Source organism: Kitasatospora misakiensis (assembly GCF_042656005.1).
GTDB classification, from domain to species: Bacteria; Actinomycetota; Actinomycetes; order Streptomycetales; family Streptomycetaceae; genus Kitasatospora; species Kitasatospora misakiensis.
This window is the reverse complement of sequence record NZ_JBHSOF010000017.1, coordinates 18,134-39,988: the sequence shown is the minus strand read 5'-3', so window position 1 is coordinate 39,988 and position 21,855 is coordinate 18,134. Positions and strand designations below refer to the sequence as shown.

23 protein-coding genes and 1 other RNA gene are annotated in these 21,855 nt (G+C 72.5%); 13 read left to right on the top strand and 11 right to left on the bottom strand.

Going from position 1 to position 21,855, the window contains the following annotated elements:
* Window positions 1-55 precede the first annotated feature (55 nt).
* The gene (locus ACFP3U_RS15500; RefSeq protein WP_380226084.1) at window positions 56-1,087 is read left to right on the top strand and encodes an ATP-binding cassette domain-containing protein; all 1,032 of its coding nucleotides are present in this window, start codon (window positions 56-58) and stop codon (window positions 1,085-1,087) included.
* Window positions 1,084-1,896 (top strand): ABC transporter permease, encoded by an 813-nt coding sequence (locus tag ACFP3U_RS15495; RefSeq protein ID WP_380226083.1) that lies wholly within the window; start codon window positions 1,084-1,086, stop codon window positions 1,894-1,896. Before ACFP3U_RS15500 ends, ACFP3U_RS15495 begins: the two co-directional genes overlap by 4 nt.
* A gap of 87 nt (window positions 1,897-1,983) precedes the next feature.
* On the opposite strand, the gene ACFP3U_RS15490 is transcribed toward ACFP3U_RS15495, so the two are convergent.
* Window positions 1,984-5,457 (bottom strand): AfsR/SARP family transcriptional regulator, encoded by a 3,474-nt coding sequence (locus ACFP3U_RS15490; RefSeq protein WP_380226082.1) that lies wholly within the window; start codon window positions 5,455-5,457, stop codon window positions 1,984-1,986.
* A 239-nt stretch (window positions 5,458-5,696) separates the two neighbouring features.
* Between ACFP3U_RS15490 and ACFP3U_RS15485 the strand changes: the two genes are divergently transcribed.
* Entirely contained in the window at window positions 5,697-6,512 is an 816-nt protein-coding gene (locus ACFP3U_RS15485; protein WP_380226081.1) for a site-2 protease family protein, read from the top strand.
* A 33-nt stretch (window positions 6,513-6,545) separates the two neighbouring features.
* Here the strand turns inward: ACFP3U_RS15485 and ACFP3U_RS15480 are convergent, their stop codons facing one another.
* The gene (locus tag ACFP3U_RS15480) at window positions 6,546-6,731 is read right to left on the bottom strand and encodes a hypothetical protein (RefSeq protein WP_380226080.1); all 186 of its coding nucleotides are present in this window, start codon (window positions 6,729-6,731) and stop codon (window positions 6,546-6,548) included.
* Between the two features lie 142 nt (window positions 6,732-6,873).
* Entirely contained in the window at window positions 6,874-7,566 is a 693-nt protein-coding gene (npdG, locus tag ACFP3U_RS15475) for an NADPH-dependent F420 reductase (RefSeq protein WP_380226079.1), read from the bottom strand.
* Between the two features lie 47 nt (window positions 7,567-7,613).
* Between npdG and ACFP3U_RS15470 the strand changes: the two genes are divergently transcribed.
* Together ACFP3U_RS15470 and ACFP3U_RS15465 are read left to right on the top strand one after the other, a co-directional pair.
* The gene (locus tag ACFP3U_RS15470) at window positions 7,614-8,237 is read left to right on the top strand and encodes a hypothetical protein (protein ID WP_380226078.1); all 624 of its coding nucleotides are present in this window, start codon (window positions 7,614-7,616) and stop codon (window positions 8,235-8,237) included.
* Window positions 8,238-8,346: 109 nt separating this feature from the next.
* Entirely contained in the window at window positions 8,347-9,714 is a 1,368-nt protein-coding gene (locus ACFP3U_RS15465; RefSeq protein WP_380226077.1) for an MFS transporter, read from the top strand.
* Window positions 9,715-9,741: 27 nt separating this feature from the next.
* Here the strand turns inward: ACFP3U_RS15465 and ACFP3U_RS15460 are convergent, their stop codons facing one another.
* A complete protein-coding gene (locus tag ACFP3U_RS15460) occupies window positions 9,742-9,975 on the bottom strand; it encodes a hypothetical protein (RefSeq protein WP_380226076.1) in 234 nt (77 codons plus the stop codon).
* Window positions 9,976-10,096: 121 nt separating this feature from the next.
* Between ACFP3U_RS15460 and map the strand changes: the two genes are divergently transcribed.
* Complete coding sequence (gene map, locus ACFP3U_RS15455; RefSeq protein ID WP_380226075.1) at window positions 10,097-10,942, top strand: type I methionyl aminopeptidase; 846 nt, start codon at window positions 10,097-10,099, stop codon at window positions 10,940-10,942.
* A gap of 55 nt (window positions 10,943-10,997) precedes the next feature.
* Here the strand turns inward: map and ACFP3U_RS15450 are convergent, their stop codons facing one another.
* Complete coding sequence (locus ACFP3U_RS15450; RefSeq protein WP_030391595.1) at window positions 10,998-11,699, bottom strand: bifunctional DNA primase/polymerase; 702 nt, start codon at window positions 11,697-11,699, stop codon at window positions 10,998-11,000.
* A gap of 442 nt (window positions 11,700-12,141) precedes the next feature.
* Between ACFP3U_RS15450 and ACFP3U_RS15445 the strand changes: the two genes are divergently transcribed.
* Complete coding sequence (locus ACFP3U_RS15445; protein ID WP_380226074.1) at window positions 12,142-12,372, top strand: hypothetical protein; 231 nt, start codon at window positions 12,142-12,144, stop codon at window positions 12,370-12,372.
* A 29-nt stretch (window positions 12,373-12,401) separates the two neighbouring features.
* Window positions 12,402-12,599: a hypothetical protein gene (locus tag ACFP3U_RS15440; RefSeq protein ID WP_380226073.1), complete on the top strand. Its 198-nt coding sequence runs from the start codon at window positions 12,402-12,404 to the stop codon at window positions 12,597-12,599.
* 28 nt (window positions 12,600-12,627) lie between these two features.
* Here the strand turns inward: ACFP3U_RS15440 and ACFP3U_RS15435 are convergent, their stop codons facing one another.
* Window positions 12,628-13,287: a PadR family transcriptional regulator gene (locus ACFP3U_RS15435; RefSeq protein ID WP_380226072.1), complete on the bottom strand. Its 660-nt coding sequence runs from the start codon at window positions 13,285-13,287 to the stop codon at window positions 12,628-12,630.
* 323 nt (window positions 13,288-13,610) lie between these two features.
* On the opposite strand from ACFP3U_RS15435, the gene ACFP3U_RS15430 reads away from it, so the two are divergent.
* Complete coding sequence (locus ACFP3U_RS15430) at window positions 13,611-13,868, top strand: Prokaryotic metallothionein (protein WP_380226071.1); 258 nt, start codon at window positions 13,611-13,613, stop codon at window positions 13,866-13,868.
* A 430-nt stretch (window positions 13,869-14,298) separates the two neighbouring features.
* Here ACFP3U_RS15430 and hemC read toward each other — a convergent pair whose 3' ends face one another.
* Both hemC and ACFP3U_RS15420 read right to left on the bottom strand, forming a co-directional pair.
* Complete coding sequence (gene hemC / locus ACFP3U_RS15425; protein ID WP_380226070.1) at window positions 14,299-15,267, bottom strand: hydroxymethylbilane synthase; 969 nt, start codon at window positions 15,265-15,267, stop codon at window positions 14,299-14,301.
* Window positions 15,264-15,740, bottom strand: a complete 477-nt coding sequence (locus ACFP3U_RS15420) for an NUDIX domain-containing protein (protein WP_380226069.1) — start codon at window positions 15,738-15,740, stop codon at window positions 15,264-15,266. The genes hemC and ACFP3U_RS15420 overlap by 4 nt, the downstream gene beginning before the upstream one ends.
* 182 nt (window positions 15,741-15,922) lie before the next feature.
* On the opposite strand from ACFP3U_RS15420, the gene ACFP3U_RS15415 reads away from it, so the two are divergent.
* Genes ACFP3U_RS15415 through ACFP3U_RS15405 form a run of 3 tightly spaced genes read left to right on the top strand, consistent with a single transcriptional unit; the run spans window position 15,923 to window position 17,553 of the window.
* Window positions 15,923-16,228, top strand: a complete 306-nt coding sequence (locus ACFP3U_RS15415; protein WP_380226068.1) for a hypothetical protein — start codon at window positions 15,923-15,925, stop codon at window positions 16,226-16,228.
* Window positions 16,197-16,697, top strand: coding sequence for a DUF6879 family protein (locus tag ACFP3U_RS15410; RefSeq protein WP_380226067.1), 501 nt, complete (start codon window positions 16,197-16,199; stop codon window positions 16,695-16,697). The genes ACFP3U_RS15415 and ACFP3U_RS15410 overlap by 32 nt, the downstream gene beginning before the upstream one ends.
* 4 nt (window positions 16,698-16,701) lie before the next feature.
* On the top strand, window positions 16,702-17,553 hold the full coding sequence (locus tag ACFP3U_RS15405) for a helix-turn-helix domain-containing protein (protein ID WP_380226066.1): 852 nt from the start codon (window positions 16,702-16,704) through the stop codon (window positions 17,551-17,553).
* Window positions 17,554-17,719: 166 nt separating this feature from the next.
* On the opposite strand, the gene rnpB is transcribed toward ACFP3U_RS15405, so the two are convergent.
* Together rnpB and ACFP3U_RS15395 are read right to left on the bottom strand one after the other, a co-directional pair.
* Window positions 17,720-18,117: RNase P RNA component class A (gene rnpB / locus ACFP3U_RS15400), an RNA gene on the bottom strand.
* A 13-nt stretch (window positions 18,118-18,130) separates the two neighbouring features.
* Entirely contained in the window at window positions 18,131-19,615 is a 1,485-nt protein-coding gene (locus tag ACFP3U_RS15395) for an MFS transporter (protein WP_380226157.1), read from the bottom strand.
* A gap of 205 nt (window positions 19,616-19,820) precedes the next feature.
* Here ACFP3U_RS15395 and yaaA point away from each other — a divergent pair, with 205 nt between their 5' ends.
* A complete protein-coding gene (gene yaaA, locus ACFP3U_RS15390) occupies window positions 19,821-20,606 on the top strand; it encodes a peroxide stress protein YaaA (protein WP_380226065.1) in 786 nt (261 codons plus the stop codon).
* 99 nt (window positions 20,607-20,705) lie between these two features.
* Here yaaA and ACFP3U_RS15385 read toward each other — a convergent pair whose 3' ends face one another.
* Window positions 20,706-21,851, bottom strand: a complete 1,146-nt coding sequence (locus tag ACFP3U_RS15385) for a bifunctional RNase H/acid phosphatase (RefSeq protein WP_380226064.1) — start codon at window positions 21,849-21,851, stop codon at window positions 20,706-20,708.
* Window positions 21,852-21,855 lie beyond the last annotated feature (4 nt).

Below are 21,855 nucleotides of genomic sequence, written 5' to 3'. Positions count from 1 at the left end.
GGACCGGTCGACGCCCTGACAGCGGGCTGACAGACCGGGCGGACAACCTGGGGGCATGACACGAATCTCCACCACCCCGAACGACCGGGGGCCCGCCGCGGGGAACGCCGTCGAGGTCCACGGCATCGTCAAGCACTTCGGCAGCACCAAGGCGCTCGACGGCGTCGACCTGACCGTCCGCGAGGGCACCGTGCTCGGCGTGCTCGGCCCCAACGGCGCCGGCAAGACCACCCTGGTCCGCGTCCTGTCCACCCTCATCAAGCCCGACGCCGGCACCGCCTTCGTCGGCGGCTACGACGTCCTGCGCCAGCCCAAGCAGCTGCGCCGCACCATCGGCCTCACCGGCCAGTACGCCTCCGTCGACGAACTGCTCTCCGGCTACGAGAACCTCTACCTCATCGGCCGGCTGCTCGACCTGCCCCGCAAGGACGCCAAGTCCCGCGCCACCGAGCTGCTGGAGCGCTTCTCGCTCACCGAGGCCGCCAAGCGGCCCGCCAAGACCTACTCCGGCGGCATGCGCCGCCGCCTCGACCTGGCCGCCTCGATGATCGGCCGGCCCCGGGTGCTCTACCTGGACGAGCCCACCACCGGCCTGGACCCGCGGACCCGCAACGAGGTCTGGGACGAGGTGCAGCGGATGGTCGCCGAGGGCTCCACCGTGCTGCTCACCACCCAGTACATGGAGGAGGCCGAGCAGCTCGCCGGCGAGCTGACCGTCATCGACCGCGGCCGGGTGATCGCGGCCGGCGGGGTCACCGAGCTCAAGGCCCAGGTCGGCGGCCGGACCCTGCAGGTCCGTCCCACCCGTCCGGCCGAACTCCCCGAGATGGCCCGCTGCCTGCACGACACCGGCATCGCCACCGCGACCTTCTCCGCCGACACCGGCCTGCTGTCCGTGCCGCTCACCGCCGAGGAGCAGCTGACCGCCGTGATCGGCGCCCTCGGCACCCGCGGCTTCGGCATCGCCGACATCGACACCCAGCTGCCCAGCCTCGACGAGGTCTTCCTCGCCATCACCGGCAAGCCCGCCGACCGCCCGGCGGTCGCCGACGCCGCCCCCAGCCTCGCCAAGGAGCCCGTCGCATGACCACCGCCACGCTCGCCCCCGCCCGGGCCGAGGACAGCCGGATCGGCCCGGCCGGCCATCTGCGGCACGTCGGCGCGCTGACCCGCCGCAACCTGATGCGGATCAAGGCCGACCCGGAGTCGATGTTCGACGCCGTCCTGATGCCGATCATCTTCACCGTGCTGTTCGTCTACGTCTTCGGCGGCGCCATCGCCGGCGGCCAGGACGCCTACAAGCAGTACATGATCCCCGGCCTGCTCGGGCAGACCGGCATCACCCTGGCGATGGCCGTCGGCACCGGCCTCAACAGCGACTTCCAGACCGGGGTGATGGACCGGTTCCGCACCCTGCCGATCGGCCGCTCCTCGGTCCTGCTCTCCAAGATCGCCGCGGAGACCTGCCGGGCGCTGCTCTCCTTCACCATCCTGATCGTCTTCGCGCTGATCCTCGGCTTCGAACTGAACGGCGGCTTCCTGGAGCTGCTGGCCGCGATCGGGCTCTCGCTGCTGTTCGGCATGTCGATCGTGTGGATCTCGATGCTGCTCGGCATGGCGCTGCGCAGCGCCCAGGCCGTCCAGGGGGTCGCCATGCTGGTGCTGATGCCGATGCAGTTCGGCAGCTCGATCTTCGCGCCGACCGACACCATGCCGGGCTGGCTCCAGGCCTTCACCAAGGTGAACCCGCTGTCCGCGCTGGCCGACGCCTGCCGGGCCCTGATGAACGGCCAGGGCGCGGTGGCGCACCCGGTGCTCATCGTGCTGGCCTGGTCGATCGGCATCACCGCGGTCTTCGCGCCGCTCGCCGTCGCCCGCTTCCGCAAGCGGACCTGAGTCCCGGCCGGACTGGCACGGGGAATGAAGGAACGGCCGGGCACGGCTGGTGCGCCGGCCCCGGGTGCGCGAGGGGGGCACCCGGGGTCAGCCTACCAGCCGGTCGAGCAGGTCGGTGGCGTCCCGCGTGGTCAGCAGGCCGCCTTCGGCGGCCGCCGCCTCGAACACCGCGTCACCGAGCATCCCGCGCAGGCTCCGCTCGGCCCGCTCCCGCTCCACCCGGTCGAGGTAGCCGCCCTTCGGCCCGTTCATCCCGGCGTGCGCGCCGAACAGCACGGCGGCCTGCCGGGCCCGCTCCCGGTCGCCGTCGCGCAGCGCGAAGGCCTCCAGCAGCCCGATCACCGGCGGCAGCAGGATCACCGACATCTGCTCCACGAAGCCGCTCGCGCCGGACGGCGCCGAGCTCATCAACCGCCGCCCCTCGTTGACCAGTTCGCGGCCGCGGTCGGGGTCGCCGGCCCGCGCGGTGATCCAGCCCCGGGTGACCGTCAGCATCCCGCCGACCACGCCCGGGGCGAACGCGCCGACCCGGGTCCACCGGAGCTCGTCCAGCTCGGCCAGGGCGTTCGCGTAGTCCCCGCGCTGGACGCTGATGCCGCAGAGCATCAGGCGCCCGAGCAGCAGCGCGCCGTTGGTGGCCTGGTTGTTCCCCGGCTCGATCCCCTCCATCGCCGCCCGGACCGTCCGCTCCCCCGTCACCGGGTCGTCGTCCAGCATCGCCGACCCGAGGTGCACCTGGAGCATCGGCACCTCCTGCGGCGCGCCCAGCTCCTCGGCCAGCTCGATCGCCCGGCGGTACGCCTCGACGGCCTCCGCCGAGCGGCCCTGGTTGGCCAGCGACTCGCCGCGCGCGGACAGCGCCTGGGACATCCCCCAGCGGTCGCCGGCCCGGCGGTACAGCTCCAGCGACTCCTCGCCGTCCAGGGTGCTCTGCTCGGCGCCGCCCGGCCAGTCGTTCATCATCTTGGCCCGGATCTGCAGGATGAACGCGAGGTCGCTGGGGCCGCCGTGCTCCCGGCAGCCCTCCACCGCCTCGTCCAGCAGGTCCTTCATGCTGTCCAGCTGACCGATCAGGAAGGCACCGAAGACCCGCATCAGCCCGGGGAAGCGGTAGGACTGCGGCAGGTCGCGGGTGTAGGACCCGGTGATCTTCCGGGCGACCGCGACCGCCTCCTGGTCGGCCAGCACGTCGAGGTTCCCCTCGAACATGCTGATCAGCCGGTGGATGACCAGCGCCCGACGGGCCTCGCCGAGCGCCTCCGGCGGCATCGGCACCGGGTACTCCAGCACGGGCCGGTCCAGCGGCACCGGGCGGGCCTCCGCGTCGAACGGGTCGGGACCGATCTCCAGCACCGCGTCGTACCAGCGGCGGGCCTCCTGGCTGAAGCCGCGCAGCGACCAGTACCAGCTCATGCCCAGCGCCAGGACCAGCGCCTCGTCCTCGTCCCGGCGGTCGACGGCGCGGCACAGCGCGGCCCGGATGTTGTCGTGCTCGCGCTCCAGCACCGCGAGCCAGTGCAGTTGCTCGGGCCCGTGGACGTACAGCTCGGCGGTGCGGACCAGCTCGCGGAAGTACTCGACGTGCCGGCCCTCGGTCGCCCCGGTCTCCTCCGCCTCGGCCAGCCGCTCGTCCGTGTACTCGTGGATGGTCTCCAGCATCCGGTAGCGCGACGGGCCCTCCCCGTCCAGGTCGGCGACCAGCAGCGACTTGTCGACCAGCGAGAGCAGCAGGTCGGCGACCTCCTCGCGGGGCACCTCGGAGTCGTCCGAGCAGACCGCCTCGGCCGCCTCCAGCGTCCAGCCGCCGGCGAACACCGCCAGCCGGCGCAGCACCGCGCGCTCCTGCTTGCCGAGCAGGTCCCAGCTCCAGTCCACCACCGCGCGCAGCGTCTGCTGGCGCGGCAGCAGGGTGCGGCTGCCGGCGGTGAGCAGGGCGAACCGGCTGTCCAGCCGGTCGGCGATCTGCCGGGCCGTCATCACCCGCAGCCGGGCGGCGGCCAGTTCGATGGCGAGCGGCAGGCCGTCCAGCCGGTGGCAGATCTCGGCGCAGGCCTCCGGGTCGCTCCGCGGGTCGAAGCCGGGGCGGGCGGCGGCCGCCCGCTCGGCGAGCAGCCGCAGCGCCACCGGGTCGGGCAGCGGCTCGACCGGCCGGACGGTCTCGCCGGGCACCCCGAGCGGCTCCCGGCTGGTGGCCAGCACGGTCAGCCCGGGGCACTCGGTGAGCAGGGTGTCCACGAGGTCGGCGGCGGACTGGATCAGGTGCTCGCAGTTGTCCAGGACGAGCAGCATCCGGCGGCGCCCGCAGTGCTCGATCAGCCGGCGGACCGGGTCGTCGGTGCGGGCCTCGATCACCTCGGCGACCATGCCGCCGGTGTGCAGGACGGTCTCCCGCAGACCGAGCGCCGACACCACCGCGCCGGGCACCGCGTCCGGGCGCTCCACCGGGGCGAGCTCGGCCACCCAGACGCCGTCCGGCCAGTGCCCGGCGCCCTGCTCCAGCCGGCCGGCCTCGACCGACAGCCGGGTCTTGCCGGAGCCGCCCGGGCCGGTCAGGGTGACCAGCCGGCTGGTGGCGAGGACCGAGCGCAGCGCCGCGAGGTCGCTCTCCCGGCCGACGAAGCTGGTCAGCCGGCCGCGCAGATTGCCGAGCGCGCGGGCGGGCGGCACCGGGGCGGGCGGCACAGGCGCCGCGGTCATCGGGACCGCGGTCATCGGCGCTGCGGTCATCGGGACCGCGGTCATCGGCGCTGCGGTCATCGGCACCGTGGTCATCGGCACAGCGGGCGTGGACGGCCGGGCCCCGGGGGCCGGGGCGGACGGGCCCGCCGGGGTCGGCTCGACAGGTTCGACCGGGCTCAGCAGCTCCGCGTACAGCGACTGCAGCGCGCGCCCCGGATCGACGCCCAGCTCGTCCGCCAGGGCGCGCCGGGTGCGCTCGTAGTGCCGCAGCGCCTCGGCCGTCCGGCCGCTCTCGTGCAGCGCCCGGACCATCAGGTACTGCAGGGGCTCGTCCAGCGGCTGCCGCTCGCACAGCTCGGCGAGCTCGGCCACCAGCTCGGCGGCCCGGCCGAGACCGAGCTCGGCGGTGATCCGGTGCCGGCGGACCTCCTCGCGCTGCGCCTCCAGCCGGGTGGCCGGGCCGCCGCGGTCGGGCAGGTCGGCGAGCGCCGGGCCGCGCCACAGGACGAGGGCCGCCCGCAGCCGCTCGGCGGCCGACACCTGGTCGCCCTGCTCCAGCGCCCGGCGGCCCTCGGCGGCCAGCCGCTGGAACTCGGCGAGGTCGGTGACCGGGTCGGTCAGCCAGTACCCGGCCGGGCCTGAACCGACCCGGTCCCGGCCGATGGTGCGGCGCAGCCGGCCGACCAGGGTCTGCAGCGCGGCCGAGGCGTCCTGCGGCGGCTCGGTGTCCCACACCTCGTCGACCAGCAGATCGGCGGGCACCGGCCGCCCCTGGCGCAGGGCCAGCGCGGCGAGCAGGGCGCGCAGCCGGGCTCCGCCGAGCGGAACCGGGGTGCCGTCGTCGTGGTGGGCCGTGGTGGTGCCGAGGATGCCGTAGTGCACCGCACCATTCTGGTGGATCGACCCCGCCACCCACGCACAATTGTCCGGGACCATCCCCTGACCGAACGCTGAGGCCGGTATTCGCCTGCCCTCCCCCCGGTGCGCGGCCGTTCGGGGCCAGGAACCCGGCGGCGGGCTCCGTACGTTCATCCGGGACGGCTTGTCCGACGCGGGCCCGCCCGGCATGATCGGCCTCTGCCCAGTCCGCACGCGCCCCCGACCACCGGAGCACCCACACCATGACCTTCGCCGCCACGCAGCGCTCACGCAGCGAGGACCGCCGGATCAGCCCGGTGTTCTGGGCCCTGCTCGCGATCCTCGGCACGTCCGGCTGGGCGGTCTACCAGGGGTACGGCAACTCCCGCTTCGGGATCTTCCTGTTCGTGGTGGCCGGCTGGATGGTCTCGCTCTGCCTGCACGAGTACGCGCACGCGCGGACCGCCCTGCACGGCGGCGACATCACCGTCGGCGCCAAGGGCTACCTGACGCTCAACCCGTTCAAGTACGCCAACGCCCTGCTCAGCTTCGTGCTGCCGATCGTCTTCGTGCTGCTGGGCGGCATCGGCCTGCCCGGCGGTGCGGTCTGGATCGAGCGGAGCCGGGTCCACGGGCGGCTCAAGCACAGCCTGATCTCGGCCGCCGGGCCGCTGGTGAACCTGCTGGCCGCGGTGCTCCTGCTGGTCCCGGTCGGCGCGGGCTGGCTGGACGACTCCGAGGTGCACGCGTTCTGGAACGGCATCGAGCTGGACGTCTCGCCGCTGGCGCTCGCCCTGGGCTTCCTCGGCATGCTCCAGCTGAGCGCGACCCTGCTCAACCTGCTGCCGGTGCCCGGCCTGGACGGCTACGGGATCGTCGAGCCCTGGCTGTCGTACAAGACCCGGCGGGCGATCGAGCCGTTCGCGCCGTACGGCATGCTGGCCGTCTTCGCGCTGCTCTGGCAGCCGGAGGTCAACCACTGGTTCTTCGAGGCCGTGTACGGGGCGATGGACCTGCTGGGCGTCGACCGGGCCTACCCGCAGGTGGGCCACGAGCTGTTCACGTTCTGGAAGGACTGAACGGACTGCGGGGGCTGAGGGGCTCAGGGCGGCTCAGGACTGCTCGGCGGCCGCCCGGGCCAGCCTCTCCCGGCGCACGTTCATCCAGAGCACATTGCTGGCGATGCCCGCCATCGGCAGCCAGATGAGGCCGAGCCACCAGCCCTGCACGAGCGAGACCACGGCGGCGGCCAGCGCGAGAACGACGACGAGCGAGGCGAGGACGGACGTGCGGGGCATGGCGGGGGACTCCTGAGGGCCGGTGGCGAGGTCGGCCCCCATTGTCGCCGACCTCACCTCCGGACCGGGTCCAGGGGTGAGGTCGGCGATCCGGTCCGATCGACTGACGATCGGGACGTCGGACCGTCGGATGGCCCGACGATCAGACGTCGGTGATCCGCAGACCCGCGTGCGCCTTGTAGCGGCGGTTGACCGAGATCAGGTTCGCCACCAGGGACTCCACCTGGTGGGCGTTGCGCAGCCGGCCCGCGTAGATGCCGCGCATCCCCGGGATCCGGCCGGCCAGCGCCTGCACGATGTCGGTGGCGGCGCGCTCCTCGCCGAGCACCATGACGTCGGTGTCGATCCGCTCGACCGACTCGTCCTGCAGCAGCACCGCCGAGAGGTGGTGGAAGGCCGCGGTCACCCGGGAGTCCGGCAGCAGGGCGGCGGCCTGCTGGGCGGCGCTGCCCTCCTCCGGGACGAGCGCGTAGGCGCCCTGCTTGTCGAAGCCGAGCGGGTTGACGCAGTCCACCACGATCTTGCCGGCCAGCTCCGTACGGAGGGCGGTGAGGGTGGCGGCGTGCCCCTCCCACGGCACCGAGACGATGACGATGTCGCTCTCGCTGGCGGTGGCGGCGTTGTCGGCGCCGCGCACCCCGAGACCGATCTCGTCCGCCGAGGCCTGCGCGCGGGCCGCGTCGCGCGAACCGATGATCACCTGCTGGCCGGCCCTGGCCAGCCGCAGGGCCAGCCCCCGCCCCTGGTCTCCGGTGCCGCCGAGGACACCGACCACCAGCTGCGAGACGTCCGGCAACTCATGGGCCGGGTTTGTCGCTGAATCGAGGGAAGTCATGGGCCGATCCTGCCAAATCGCCGGCCCGCCGCGACATCCTGTGCGCCATGGACGCGGTGAGAGTTTCGGCACTACGGGACCGATTGGCCGGAACCGGGTGGCTGGAAGCCGTCGGCGGCTTCGCCGGTGAGCTGCGGAACGCGGTCTCCCGGCGCGGCGCGGGCGAGCTGCTGCTGGTCGGCACCGCCGCCTACGAGCCCTGGCACCTGGCCGCCCACCTGGAGGACGAGGCCGCCTGGTCGGACGTCCCCCGGCTGGCCCCCACCCTGCTGCGCCACCGGGTCCCGGCCCGGGCGCCGGCCCATCTGGCGCACGGGCTGCGGCGGCTGACCGAGGCCGGGCGCGGGTCGACCGTCCTGGTGGTCGCCCCGGCGGCGGCCGGCGAGCCGCTGCTGGAGCGGGTGCACGACGCCCGCCGGCACGGGGCGACCGTCCTGGCGCTGGACGGCGCGACGCCCGACGCGCCGGGCGAACTCGCCGATCTCGCCGATCTCGCCGGGCTGGCGCACCGGCGGCTCGCCGTCGGCACGGCCGAGGACGAGCCCTTCGACCTGGCCCAGCACCTGGTCAGCGCCGCCGCCGGCGAGCCGCCCGCGCGGCGCTCGACGCTGGGGCGGCTGGCGGAGCTGGCCGGCAGGCTCACCGCGGGGCCGGCGATCAGCCGCTGGTGAGCGCGCGGGCGGCGCTGCCGGGCTGAGGCACCGGGCTGAGCTGCCGGGCGCGGGTGCCGGCGGAAATTCCGTTGCGGCCGGGACGAACGCCCGCGCAGGATGGTCGCTCGTGAACGAACCCGACCAACCCCCGAGCGGCCGGGCGAAGTCCCTGCTGCGCTCGGTGGCTCCCGATCTCACGCCCTGGCGCTCCTCCCGGGACTTCCGCCTGCTCTGGCTCTCCGGCTGCGTCACCAGCTTCGGCAGCTTCCTCACCTACGTCGCCGTCCCGCTGCAGATCAAGGAGCTGACCGACTCCGCCTTCGCGGTCGGTCTGATCGGCGCCTTCGAGCTCGTCCCGCTGATCGTCTTCGGGCTCTGGGGCGGCGCCCTCGCCGACGCCCTGGACCGCCGCCGCCTGGTGCTGTTCGCCGAGGCCGGACTCGGCCTGCTCAGCGTCCTGCTGCTGGTCAACGCGCTGCTGCCGACGCCCGTCCTGTGGCCGGTCTACCTGGTGGCCGCCCTGGTCGCCGCAGCCGACGGCCTGCAGCGCCCGGCGCTGGACGCGCTCACCCCGCGGATCGTCCCGCACGAGCAGCTGACCGCCGCCTTCGCCCTCAACTCGCTCTACCGGAACGTCGGTTCGGTGGCCGGCCCGACCCTGGCCGGCGTCGTGGTGACCTTCGCCGGGGTGCAGACCGCGTACGCGCTGGACGTGGTCACCTTCGCCGCCTCGGTGCTGCTGCTCACCCGGATCCGGGCGGTACCGCCGCCCACCGGCGCCGAGAAGCCCTCGGTGCGGGCGGTGCTCACCGGCGTCCGCTACGCGTGGAGCCGCAAGGACCTGCTCGGCACCTACGCGATCGACCTGTGCGCGATGCTGTTCGCCTTCCCGGTGGCGATCTTCCCGTTCCTGGCCGCCGAGCTGGACGCCGACTGGGCGCTCGGGCCGATGTACGCCGCCTCGGCGGTCGGCGCCCTGCTGGTCTCGATGACCAGCGGCTGGACGTCCCGGATCCACCGGCACGGCCGACTGCTGCTGGTCGCCGCGCTCGGCTGGGGCGTGGCGATCGCGCTGGCGGGCCTGTCCGCCTCGGTCTGGGTGGTGCTGCTCTGCCTGGCGCTGGCCGGCGGCGCCGACCAGGTCAGCGGGATCGCCCGCTCCACCCTGTGGAACCAGTCGATCCCGGACGCGGTGCGCGGCCGGATGGCCGGCGTCGAACTGCTCAGCTACTCGGTCGGGCCCCAGCTCGGCCAGGTCCGGGCCGGCGGCATGGCCGGGCTGGTCGGCGTCCGGGCCTCGGTGTGGGTCGGCGGCGTGGCCTGCGTGGTGGGCGTGCTCGCGCTGGCCACCGCGCTGCCCCGGCTGCTCTCCTACGACGACCGCACCGACCCGCACGCGGCCGCCGTCCGCGCGGAGCACGAGCACGCGGCGGCGGAACGGGAGGCCGCGGAGCGGACGGCGGAGGCCGAGGGGGCGGGCGCCAGCACGGGCTGAGCCCCCCCGGCTACTCCCCGACGCCCGCTATTCCCCCGCGCTGCCCGCCGGGCGGTCGTTCCACCGCGAGTCGTCCTTCCACTCCTGGTTGCGCCGCTCGGCGGTCTCCAGCGCGTGCGCCGCCTCCCGCTGGGTGGAGTACGGGCCGAGCCGGTCCTTGGCCGGGCACTCCGGCCCCTCCTCGACCTTGCCGTGCTTGATGCAGTAGAACCACTCGCCGGGCCGGCCGGTCGGCTTGTTGCGGCGGAATCCCAGGGCCATGGTGGTCACCTCCGTGTCGGCGGTCGCGTCCCCCGTGCGGCGTCGCGTCGTCCTGATCATTCCCCGCCCGGGCGCCCACCGCACACCCGACGCCCAGGTGCTGCCAACTAGACTCGCCGCCATGGCACTCGTACCCGGCATCCAGTCCCCCACCCGCAAGGTCCCGGCGCACATCGCGCGTCCCGAGTACGTCGGGAAGCCCGCGCCGACCCCGTACACCGGGCCCGAGGTGCAGACCGCCGAGACGATCGAGAAGATGCGGATCGCCGGCGGGATCGCCGCCCGGGCGATGGCCGCGGCGGCGGAGCTGATCGCTCCCGGCGTCACCACGGACGCCCTGGACGCGGTCGCGCACGAGTACATGTGCGACCACGGCGCCTACCCGTCCGACCTCGGCTACCGGGGCTTCCCCAAGTCGGTCTGCACCTCGATCAACGAGGTCATCTGCCACGGCATCCCCGACTCGACCGTCCTCCAGGACGGTGACATCGTCAACATCGACGCCACCGCGTACATCCACGGCGTGCACGGCGACCTCAACGCCACCTACCTGTGCGGCGACGTGGACGAGGATTCCCGGCTGCTGGTCGAGCGGACCAGGGAGTCGCTCGACCGGGCGATCAAGGCGGTCAAGCCGGGCCGCCGGATCAACGTCATCGGACGGGTCATCGAGTCCTACGCCAAGCGCTTCGACTACGGCGTGGTGCGCGACTTCACCGGACACGGCATCAACACGTCGTTCCACTCCGGCCTGATCGTCCCGCACTACGACAGCGAGCGGGCCACCGAGGTCATCAAGCCGGGCATGACGTTCACCATCGAGCCGATGCTGACCCTGGGCACCTACGACTACGAGATCTGGCCGGACGGCTGGACGGTCGTCACCAAGGACCGCAAGCGCACCGCCCAGTTCGAGCACACCCTGGTGGTCACGGCGGACGGCGCGGAGGTCCTCACCCTGCCGTAGGGCCCCCGTCGGTTAGCGGCCGGTCGGCTGATGAGCTGACCGACCAGCCGGCCGGTCAGCCGATCAGCCACTGCTCCTCGGCCACCGCGCCCACCTCGGTGCAGGCGTCGGTCAGCACGTCCAGGACGCGCAGCGGGTCCGGCAGCGGCTGCTCGGGCCCGCGCAGCCACCGCACCTCGGAGCCGTCCGGCAGCGCGGCCGGCGGCAGCAGGGTGTACGAGCCGCGGCAGTGCCAACGCAGGCCGGGGTGCTCGGACATGGTGTCCGGCGTGGAGTCCAGGGCGCTCGGCCACCACTCGTCCTCGTCCACCGGGGTGCCCCGGGTGGCGGTGAAGAAGAGGTAGCGGTCCTCGCCGACCGCCGCCACCGGGCCCTCGACGCCGAGAGCGGTCAGCCGCTCCAGGGCCAGCCGCCCGGCCTCGGCCGGCACGTCCAGCACGTCGTGGGCGCGGCCGGTGGCCGTGACGAAGTTGGCCAGCGGATCGCGGGAGAGCCAACGGGCGAGCTGCTCGGGGTCGGTGGTCGCCTGAGTCTGCCAGGCGAAGGAGACCGGGTGCTGGGCCGGGGCCGGACAGGCCACCCGGTCGCAGGAACAGCGGTACCCGGCCGGATGGGCCGCGGGCGCGAGCGGGAAACCCGCGCGGACCGCGCCGAGCAGCTGGTCCAGTCTGGCGGCGGGGGTGTCGGGCGCCGCCGACCGGGCCCGCTCACGGTCACGCTTCTGCCACCAGGCCGTCCACCTGCCGCCGGATTCCATCGGGCCCCTTCCGCGCATTGCCGTGCCTGGTGTGACACAGCGTTCGACGTACCACTCCGACGCAACGCACGGCGCCCCCCGCTGCTTCCCCGGGTGGTGCTCGGCCCTGCGGTCCCGCGCCCCGACAGCCGGAGCCGGGGTTGCCGGACGGCCGACGCCCGGGGTCACGGTACGGAGTCACGGCGGCACGACGGCTGCGGCTCGGCGGCCCGGCGGGCACGGTGAGTCGCGCCTCGCCCGGCCCGTACGGGCCCGCTGACCCGGGTGGACCCCGAGGGCGTAACAGGAAGGATAAGGGTGCGCGGGCCCTTCGGATGACCGGGGGCGGTGCCTCTCCGGTCACACTCCCGGCACCCTGCCGCCACACCGCCTCCGCGCGGGCCACCGCCGACCCCGCCGGGCGGCCGGCCGCGCACCCGGGCCGGGGTGAGACCCTGGGGGGGTGAAGAGCGCGGACACCGAATTCGTCGGCGGCCCCCTGGACGGCCGGATCCTCCCCATCCCGCTGGGCCCGATGTACGGGGTGCCCAAGAAGTACACCGTGCCGGTCCCCTCGCACGGGGACACCCCGGCGCGCACACTGGTGTACGTCCGGGCCAAGCAGCAGCGGGGCACCCGCTGGTACTGGCGCTACGAGTACGACGAGGCGGCCACCGCCCGCGCTTCCGGGTGACGGCCGCCTCCCCCTGCGGGAGGACGCCGATGGCGAGATCCGAACGGCAGCCGAGAAGCCGCGCCACCGCGGTGGCGCACCACAACCGGCAGATGGCCGGCGTCACGGCCGGCCTGCTCGTGGTGGTCAGCCTCTACAGCGCGGTGCTCGGCTCCAACGGCTGGCTCTGGTTCGGCTGGACGGTGCTGCTGCTCGCGTGCGCGGCCCTGTTCGCCGTCCGCCCCTGAGCAGCCGCACCGCCCTCACCGGTACCGGTCAGGCATCCTCGGCCAGAATCAGGTACAGCTTCTTACGGGCCTCGTTGAGCACCTCAAGGCCCTTGGCCCGCTGCGCCTCCGTCCCCGTCGCCATCACCTGGCGGACGGCGTGCTCCACCGCGCCGAGCGCCTGGCCGACCTCCCGGACCGCGGCCCAGTCGATCTCCTGACCGGCCTCCGCCCACGGCTCGTCCGGCCCGGCCTCGGCCTCGGTCCGGCCCGCCTCGGTGAGCGAGACCAGCCGCTTGCCGCCGATCTCCTCCGCCGTGACCAGGCCCTCCTCCTCCAGCAACTGGAGAGTGGGGTAGACCGAGCCGGGGCTGGGCCGCCAGGCCCCGCCGGACCGCTCGGCGATCTCGGCGATCATCTCGTAGCCGTGCATCGGCCGCTCCTTGAGCAGCGCCAGCAGCGAGGCGCGCACATCCCCGCGCCGGGCCCGCCCGCCACGCCGGCCGCGAACCCACGGCGGCGGCCCGCCGAACCCGCCCCGGGCCCACGGCGGCCCCGGGCGTCCCCCCGGCCCACCGCCGCCGAACGGCGGCCCGAACGGGCCGAACGCCCTACGGCCCTCGCTCGACTCACCGGGCATCCCGGCGAACTCCGGCCCCGGCCGGCAACCGCCGGGACCGCCTTCTCCACGAAATCGTCCTGGGCGCATGGCACCCACCTCCCGTTTCGGGCCACTCGAAGGCGACCCCGTCAACGATCGTCAGACAATCGTTCGCGACAGTCGAGTTACTGTCCCGATAACTCAACGATATATCGGTGACTGTCGACCGTCAACGCCTTCCGATACACCTCCCGACACCGCCGCCCGAGCGGCGGCCAGGGCGCCGTCGGCGCCCTGGAGGAGCTCTCCGCCCGGCCCGCCTGACCGGGTCGGCTCCGCCGGGTGGCCGCCCTCCGGAGCGGCTCCGACACTGAGAGGGCCGGGCAGCCGCCCGGCCCTCTCCCCTCCCGTCCGGAAGGAAGTGCGCCGCCATGGCCACCTGCGTCACCTGCGGCAACGACTACTGGCTCGCCTTCGAGATCAAGACCGTCACCGGCGACGTCTACACCTTCGACAGCTTCGAGTGCGCGATGGAGAAGCTCGCGCCGCGCTGCGAGCACTGCAACGTCCGGATCGTCGGCCACGGCGTCGAAGTCGCCGGCATGTTCTTCTGCTGCGCCAACTGCGCCCGCGTCAACGGCGGCCTCGGCGACCAGATCCGCGACGCCGTCGGCACCCACCCGGGCTGATCCCGAGCCGGTCCCGAGCCCGCGCACCGGGACGACGAAGGCCCGCCGACCTGCTGCTGCGCAGGTCGGCGGGCCTCGTTCAGGTCGGCGACGGAAGAGTCGGCCTGTACGCCGGGTTCTGTCGCCATAGCGGCTGTGACCTGCGGCGATGCCGTGAAACGGGGCCAGACCAGATCGCCACACGATCGCCACACTTCGGCCGGCCACCACGCATCACGCCGCCCCTTCGTCGTCCCCCTCCACGACATCCGGGATCACAACCTCCTTGGTCTCCGTGAAGAAGACCGCTTCGAGGGCCTTCCGGTCCCGGGCCTCCGCCCCTTACACCTGGTGGTGGTAGGTGCCCATCGCACTCCTCTGAACGCTCGAAGCAAAGCAAACCGCCCCGGCCTTCTCGGCCGGGGCGGTTCTTTCATCTGCTCGGGCGGTGTCAGTGAGGGATGCCCTCAATGATGTCGCGGGCACCCTGACGCAGCAGCTCGGCACAGACCCGACTGCCGAGAACGGCCGGATCGTTCAGGCTCTCGCCCCAGTACTGGGCATGCACGAACTTCGAGCCGTCGCGGGAGAACACCATCCCGCGCAGAGACAGTTGGCCGTCCGGGTCGGTGGTGCAGTACCCGGCAATCGGGCTGTTGCAGTGTCCACGTAGGCCGTGCAGCATCACGCGCTCAGCCGTGACCTCTCGCATGGTCTTCTCGTCGTTCAGACGCTCCAACAGAGCCGCCACCGGGTGATCATCCCGGCGGCACTGCAGACCGAGCACGCCCGCCCCAACGGCAGGGAGCAATTCCTGAACCCCAAACCGTTGCCGGGCACGGTCCGAAAGGCCGAGGCGTTCGAGTCCCGAGGCCGCGAGGATCATTGCGTCAAGCTTCGCGTCCATGGGCTTCTTGCGGTCGAGCTTGTCCACGCGGGTGCCGACCAGTCCCCGGATGCGGATGACGTTCAAGTCAGGTCGCACGCGCAGGATCTGAGCCTTCCGGCGGACCGCAGACGTGGCCACCGACGCGCCGGGTGGAAGGTCGTCAAGGGTCTGCCGAGAGTCCCCCTCGGGGAACAGCAGCACATCATGGACGTCGTCTCGGGGCAGGTAGGCCGCGAAGATCAGACCATCCGGCAGGGGGACGTCTCCGGGCACGTCCTTGACGCAGTGCACGGCCATGTCCACATCGCCGCGCTGCAACATCTGGTCGATCTGCTTGGTGAACAGGCCCTTGCCGCCCAACTTGGCAAGGTCACCCTGCCAGAGATCGGCTTCGGTGGTCACCGGCACGACGGTGACCCTCAGGTCAGGCTCGTACTTCCTCAGCAGCGTCGCAACCTGGTCGGTCTGGGCGAGCGCCATCGGTGAACTGCGGGTGCCGATACGCATCTCACGCTCGGGAAAGTCACTCATGACTCCGGTCCTCTTGTCTCAAGGTAGGTCACGGTTCCGGGCAGTTGAAGCGGCGCCACGATCCGTGCGGCGACCGCCGGGTGGAGCAGGGTCTTCACCTCCTCGCGGGTTGCCCAACGCCAGGCGTCGAGTTCCGTACGCTGCAACGAGATCCGGGCCGTGTCAGTGGCGGCCAGGACGGGACCGGCGAAGACGAATGCGAAGCGGGAGCGGCGGCCAGGCCGGCGGGCCTGGACCCATTCCACGGCGAACAGATCGCCATGCCGGAGGTCGACGATCAATCCCAGCTCCTCGCGGACCTCTCGGCGGGCGGCATCGACAGGGGACTCCCCGTCCTCGACGATCCCGCCGGGCAGATGCCGCTCCGCGGTTCGGTGTGCCGGATGAACGATCAGCACGCGGCTTGCAGAATCGGTCAGAAGTACCGATGCCGTTACCGGGTGACCCGGTGCCCGATACGAAGACACTGCCATTCCTCCCCCCACGGGCGGCCGATGGGCCAGCCAACCCAAAGGGCCAGGACCACGGCCACGGCGGACGCCGAAACGCGCCAGGCCCACAGAGACCGCGTACACGGACGGCCATCACGCCAGAGGCCCGCATCGCGGTCATCAAAGAATCCCCCCGGGGCGTCGTCCGGCGGAATGAGGGTGCCATGCGGCCGGATCACGGGGGGAGCAATATGCGGCAACACAGCAGCGACGGCGACGACTTGACCGCTACGTTCTTTTGCACGGACCCCAACTCTCAGGGCGGCGTCGAGTGCGAGACGTTCTATGAGACTGACCGTGACTCATGGATCGTGCAGCTCAAGAAGCGCGGGCCGAAGGTTCGGGATCAGCTCGTCACCCTCGCCGACGACGAGACGTTCGGGGAGATGTCCGGGCGGACCATGGATGTGTTCGTGCGGAAGTACGTCAGGGAGCGTTATGGAATTGATCTCGGCGGCACGCCGAATTGACCTGCTGTTCGGTGAGCCCGCCCAAGAGGTCCGGAAGCTTGAGCTACGGGACTTCTATGAGGTGGACCGCCCGTTGTTCGAGGCATGGAGCTCAGGCGACCGTGAGACGGTCGAGGAGACGATGCGTGGGCATCGTGCGTTCCTGACCGGGAAGGCCGCCGCCGGCTTCCCTTACCGGCGTGTGCGGGTCGTCTCCGAACCCCTCTCGGGCTACCAGCGGATGGCGGTCGAGCTGGCCGACCCCACGGAACGTCTTCGGTGGCTTCCCCGCCGTCTCGTGTCGGCGCTGCCCTTGCCGGGGAACGACTGCCTGATCCGGGAGGATCTGGTGGTTTTCAACCTCATCGGGGGAGACAACCAACAGACCGACATCCAGCTCTCAACCGATCCGGACGTGATCCGGTTCTGCAACGAGGCGTTCGAGCAGGCATGGTCGCTCGGCGTCCCCAATGGTGAGTACAAGCCGTAACGACATGTCTGACCAGGAACCATCCGAGTCCGCAAAGCGCGCCTTCGGGATTCAGCTCAAGGAACTCCGTCGGGATGCCCACCTTTCGGGTGTCGAACTCGCGCAGCGGTGTGGCTGGCACAAGACCAAGGTGTCGAAGATCGAGCACGGGACGCAGAGCCCGACCGAGGAAGACATCCGAAAATGGGCAACGGCGTGTGCCGTCGAGGGGCAGACTCCCGAACTCATCGCGATGAGTCGTGAGATCGAGCAGATGTGGACCGACTACAAGCGGTGGCACCGACCGGGGATGAAGCGTCTCCAGTTCCAAGCCATGGACTTGTACGCGAAGACCAAGCTGGTCCGCGTGTACGAGTCGCTGTTCGTCCCCGGTTTCCTACAAACGGTCGAGTACGCCAAGGCGCAGTTCACCATCCATGCCGAGCTGCACGGCCTGCCCTTGGACGACGTTGAGAAAGCAGCACAGAACCGCATGGTCCGGAAACGGTTCCTCGGCACCGGGGCACCGATCTTCTCGTTCCTCCTGGAAGCCTCAGCGCTAACTAACAACACGGGCGGTGCCCAGGTGATGAACGGGCAACTTGACCACCTCCTGGAGGTGTCCAGGCTGCCGTACGTGTCCATCGGGATCATCCCGCAAGGCCGACCACGGTCGCTCTACCCCGGCGAGGGCTTCTACCTGTTCGATGAGAGCTTGCTCAAGCAAGAGTTCTGGTCGGGGGCATTCCAGACGTCCAGACCCGAGAACACCTCGTACTTCGTCCGCGTGTTCGCCGCTCTGCGAGACCAAGCCGTGTTCGGTACTGCCGCCCGAAACGAGATCGAGGCAGCCCGTGGCCGTCTTCAAGGGGCCTGAGGAGCGGTGATCAGCCGACGGCGCCGCCACAGCATCGCCACAGAGCGCCGAGAAACGGCCCCGAACGGACAGAACCACCCTGGATTGACACCCCAGGGTGGATCAAAGAGGAAGGCCCCCTGATCTGCTGTTTTGCAGATCAGGGGGCCTCACTCAAGCTAGGCGACGGAAGAGTCGGCCTGTACGCCGGGTTCTGTCTCCCGGGCCGCTTGCGCGGGCCGGGGAGGCGGCCATCCATCTAGGGCTGCCGTTGCCGACAGCCTCGTGCGGTCCACCCGCGGACTCGGGCGAGCAGCCCTCGGGCATCCGCGCACGGCGCCGTGAGGCACCGATCTTGACCTTGCTCCAGGTGGGGTTTACCGAGCCGGCCGAGTCACCCCGGTCGCTGGTGGTCTCTTACACCACCGTTTCACCCTTACCCGTCGCCGAAGCGGCGGGCGGTCTGTTTTCTGTGGCACTGTCCCGCGGGTCACCCCGGGTGGGCGTTACCCACCACCCTGCTCTGTGGAGCCCGGACGTTCCTCGGCGGGTCCTGGGACCCGTCGCGGCCGCCCGGCCGGCTCTTCCGCCGTAGAGGTCATGGTAGCCGCTCGGGCGGAGCCTCCCGTACTCCGGGGCGGGTCATCGGCGGATCGCCGCCGAGGCGGGCGGCGACCCGGGTGGCGGTGGCGGTGCCCCAGGCCGAGGTGGTGACCAGGCCGAGCAGCAGGATCACGGCGCCGAGGCCCGCGATGATCCACCAGCCGGCGTGGCTCGCCGGGGCGAAGCCGGTGAGCACCGGGCCGACCACCGCCGTGGCGACCACGGTGCCGATCACCGCGACGCCGAGCGACTGGCCGACCTGCCGGCTGGTCGAGGCGACGGCCGCCGCCACCCCGGCCTGGGCGCGCGGCATGCCGGACACCGCGGCGTTGGTGATCGGCGCGTTCACGAAGCCGAAGCCGAAGCCGAACAGCCCGTACGCGGCCAGCAGCAGCGCCGGCGGGGAGTCCGCGGCCAGCCGGGTGAGCAGCAGACCGCTGCCGGCCAGGCCGAGACCGGCCAGCACCAGCGGCACCCGCGGGCCACGGGCGCCGACGATCCGGCCCGAGACCGGCGCGCAGACCAGCATCATCCCGGCCATCGGCAGCGTCCACAGGCCGGCCTCGACCGGGCTGTAGTGGCGGACGTCCTGGAGGTAGAGGGTGTTGAGGAAGAGGAAGCCGCCGAGCGAGGCGAAGGCGCAGACGGCGGTCAGGGTGGCGCCGGTGAACGGCGCGCTGCGGAAGAACCGCGGGTCGACCAGCGGTTCGGCGACCCGCCGCTCCCAGAGCGGGAAGGCCACCAGCGCGGCGAGCGCCGCCACGGCCAGGCCCAGGATCAGCGGGGACGTCCAGCCGTGCTCGGGGCCCTCGATGATCGCGGCGGTGCCGCAGCCGAGCAGCACCACCATCAGCAGTTGCCCCACCGGGTCCGGGCGGCGGGCCTTCGGCGCGCGCGACTCGGGGACGTAGCGGATCGTCAGCAGGCAGGCCAGCAGACCGACCGGGACGTTGATCAGGAAGATCGCCGGCCAGCCGGCGGCGTGCACCAGGAAGCCGCCGAGCAGCGGACCGAGCGCCATCGAGATGCCGACCACGCCGCCCCAGATGCCGATCGCCCGGGCCCGTTCGCGCGGCTCGGTGAAGGTGTTGGTGATGATCGACATCGCCACCGGGTTGAGCATCGAACCGCCGACCGCCTGCACCGCCCGGAACACCACCAGCCACTCCAGGCTCGGCGCCAGGCTGCAGAGCAGCGAACCGAGCACGAAGACCAGCAGGCCGGTCCGGAACACCCGACGGCGGCCGAAGCGGTCGGCCAGCGAGCCGAACAGCATCAGCAGCGAGGCCAGCACCAGGGTGTAGGCGTCGATGATCCACTGCAGGCCCGAGGCGGGGGCGTCGAGGTCCTTCTGGATCTCCGGGAGGGCGATGTTCACCACGGTGTTGTCGAGCCCGACGATGAACAGGCTCAGACAGCAGATCGCCAGGACCAGCAGCCGGCGGCGCCGTCCGAGGTCGGCGGCGGACGGCGGACTCATGGGGGTCGCTTCGGGCACGGGTCGATCCTCCCACCCGTGCGGCGCTCGGAGGGCGGCGGAGCGGACCGTCCGGGTGGCGGGGTCGGCGGCGGTCAGCCGAGCGGGACGGCGGCCCGGCCCGGCGGTGACCGGCCGTTTCTCCGGGTGGGGGCGGGTTGCGTAGGGTGGCGGGGTCCGTGGCCCGTGGAGTGTGGAGGAGTCCGTCGTGCTGGTGCTGTTGCCGCCCTCGGAGGGGAAGGCCGCTTCCGCGGACGGGGTGCCGGTGGCGCTCGACGGGTTGTCGCTGCCGGGGCTGACCTCGGCCCGGGGCGAGGTGCTGGAGGCGCTGGTCGCCCTGTGCCGGGGTGACGAGGACGCCGCCGCCGAGGTGCTCGGGCTGAGCCCGGGCCTGCGCGGCGAGGTGGCGCGCAACGCGGGCCTGCCGACGGCGGGCGTGCTGCCGGCCGGGCAGGTGTACACCGGGGTGCTGTTCGACAACCTCGGGCTGGCCACGCTCGACGAGGCCGCGTACGACCGGGCCGCGCGGACGCTGCTGGTCTTCTCCGGCCTCTGGGGCGCGGTGCGGATCGGCGACCGGATCCCGCCCTACCGCTGCTCGATGGGGGTGAAACTCCCCGGACCGGGGGCGCTCGGCGCGTACTGGCGGCGCGCGATGGCGGACGTACTGCCGGAGGTGGCCGACGGCCTGGTGCTGGACCTGCGGTCCACCGCCTACGCGGCGGCCTGGAAGCCGGCCGGTGAGCTGGTGTCCCGGACGGCGACCGTCCGGGTGCTCCAGGAGCGGAACGGCAAGCGCACCGTCGTCAGCCACTTCAACAAGGCCACCAAGGGCCGACTGGTCCGCGACCTGCTGGTGGCGGGCGCCGAACCGAAGACGCCCGGCGAGCTGCTGGACGCGCTGCTCGCTCTCGGCCACCGGGTGGAGGTCGCCGCCGAGGGCACCGCGCGCAAGCCGTGGCAGCTGGACGTGGTGGTCACCGAGGTGCACTGAGTTCGACGGGCACTGAGTTCGACGGGCACTGAGCGCGACGGAACGGGGGCCGGTCGGCGGGATCCGACCGGCCCCCGGCGTTCCGGCCCCCGGCGTTCGTCAGCGCAGGTGCCCCGTGTCGTTCAGCAGCCGCAGCGATGCGTTGCCGTCCGCGTAGTACTGGACGGCGCACAGCGAGGCGGCCGACAGCTCCATCCGGTACAGCGCGTCCGGCGGGGCGCCCAGCGCCAGCCGGACCAGCGTCTTGATCGGGCTGACGTGCGAGACCACCAGCACCGTCTTCCCCGGGTGGCGGGCCAGGATCTTGTCCCGGGCCACCCCGACCCGGTGGGTGAGGGTGGCGAAGCTCTCGCCGCCGCCGCTCGGCCGGGCCTTCGCGGAGCCGAGCCACGCGGTGAGGTCCTCCGGGTGGCGCTCCTGCACCTCCGCGAAGGTCAGCCCCTCCCAGGCGCCGAAGTCGACCTCGCGCAGCCCCTCCTCGTACCGGACGTCGAGGCCCAGCCGGGCGGCGACGGTCTCGGCGGTCTGCCGGGTGCGGAGCATCGGCGAGGCCACCACGGCCTGGATCGAGCCGCGCGCGGCCAGCGCCTCGGCCGCCCGTTCGGCCTGCCAGCGGCCCTTCTCGGAGAGCTCCGGGTCGGTGCCGCCGCTGCCGGAGAACCGCTTCTCCGGGGTGAGGTGGGTCTCGCCGTGCCGCAGCAGGACGAAGGTGGTCGGGGTGCCGAGGTCCGCGGGCGCCGCCCAGCCGGCCTTGGGCGCGGCCGTCTCCAGCGGCTCCTCGACGACGGCCGCCGCCGGGGCGGCCGCCGCCCTCGGCTCCCACTGCCGGCCGGCCTTGCCGGCGTCCATCGCCTCGTTGGCGAGCCGGTCGGCCTCCTTGTTCCGCTCGCGCGGGATCCAGGTGTACTTCACCTGCCCGGGCGGGAAGACCTCGCGCGCCTCGGCCGCGAGCGGCTGCATGTCGGGGTGCTTGATCTTCCACCGGCCGGACATCTGCTCGACGACCAGCTTGGAGTCCATCCGGACGTCCACCGCGGCGTCCGGATCGAGCGCCCGGGCCGCCCGCAGACCGGCGATCAGGCCCCGGTACTCGGCGACGTTGTTGGTGGCGTGGCCGATGAACTCCGCGGCCTCGGCGACGATCTGCCCGGTGTCGCCGTCCCGGACCACCGCGCCGTAGCCGGCCGGCCCCGGGTTGCCCCGGGAGCCGCCGTCCGCCTCGACGACGAACCTGCGCGCGGCCACCGGG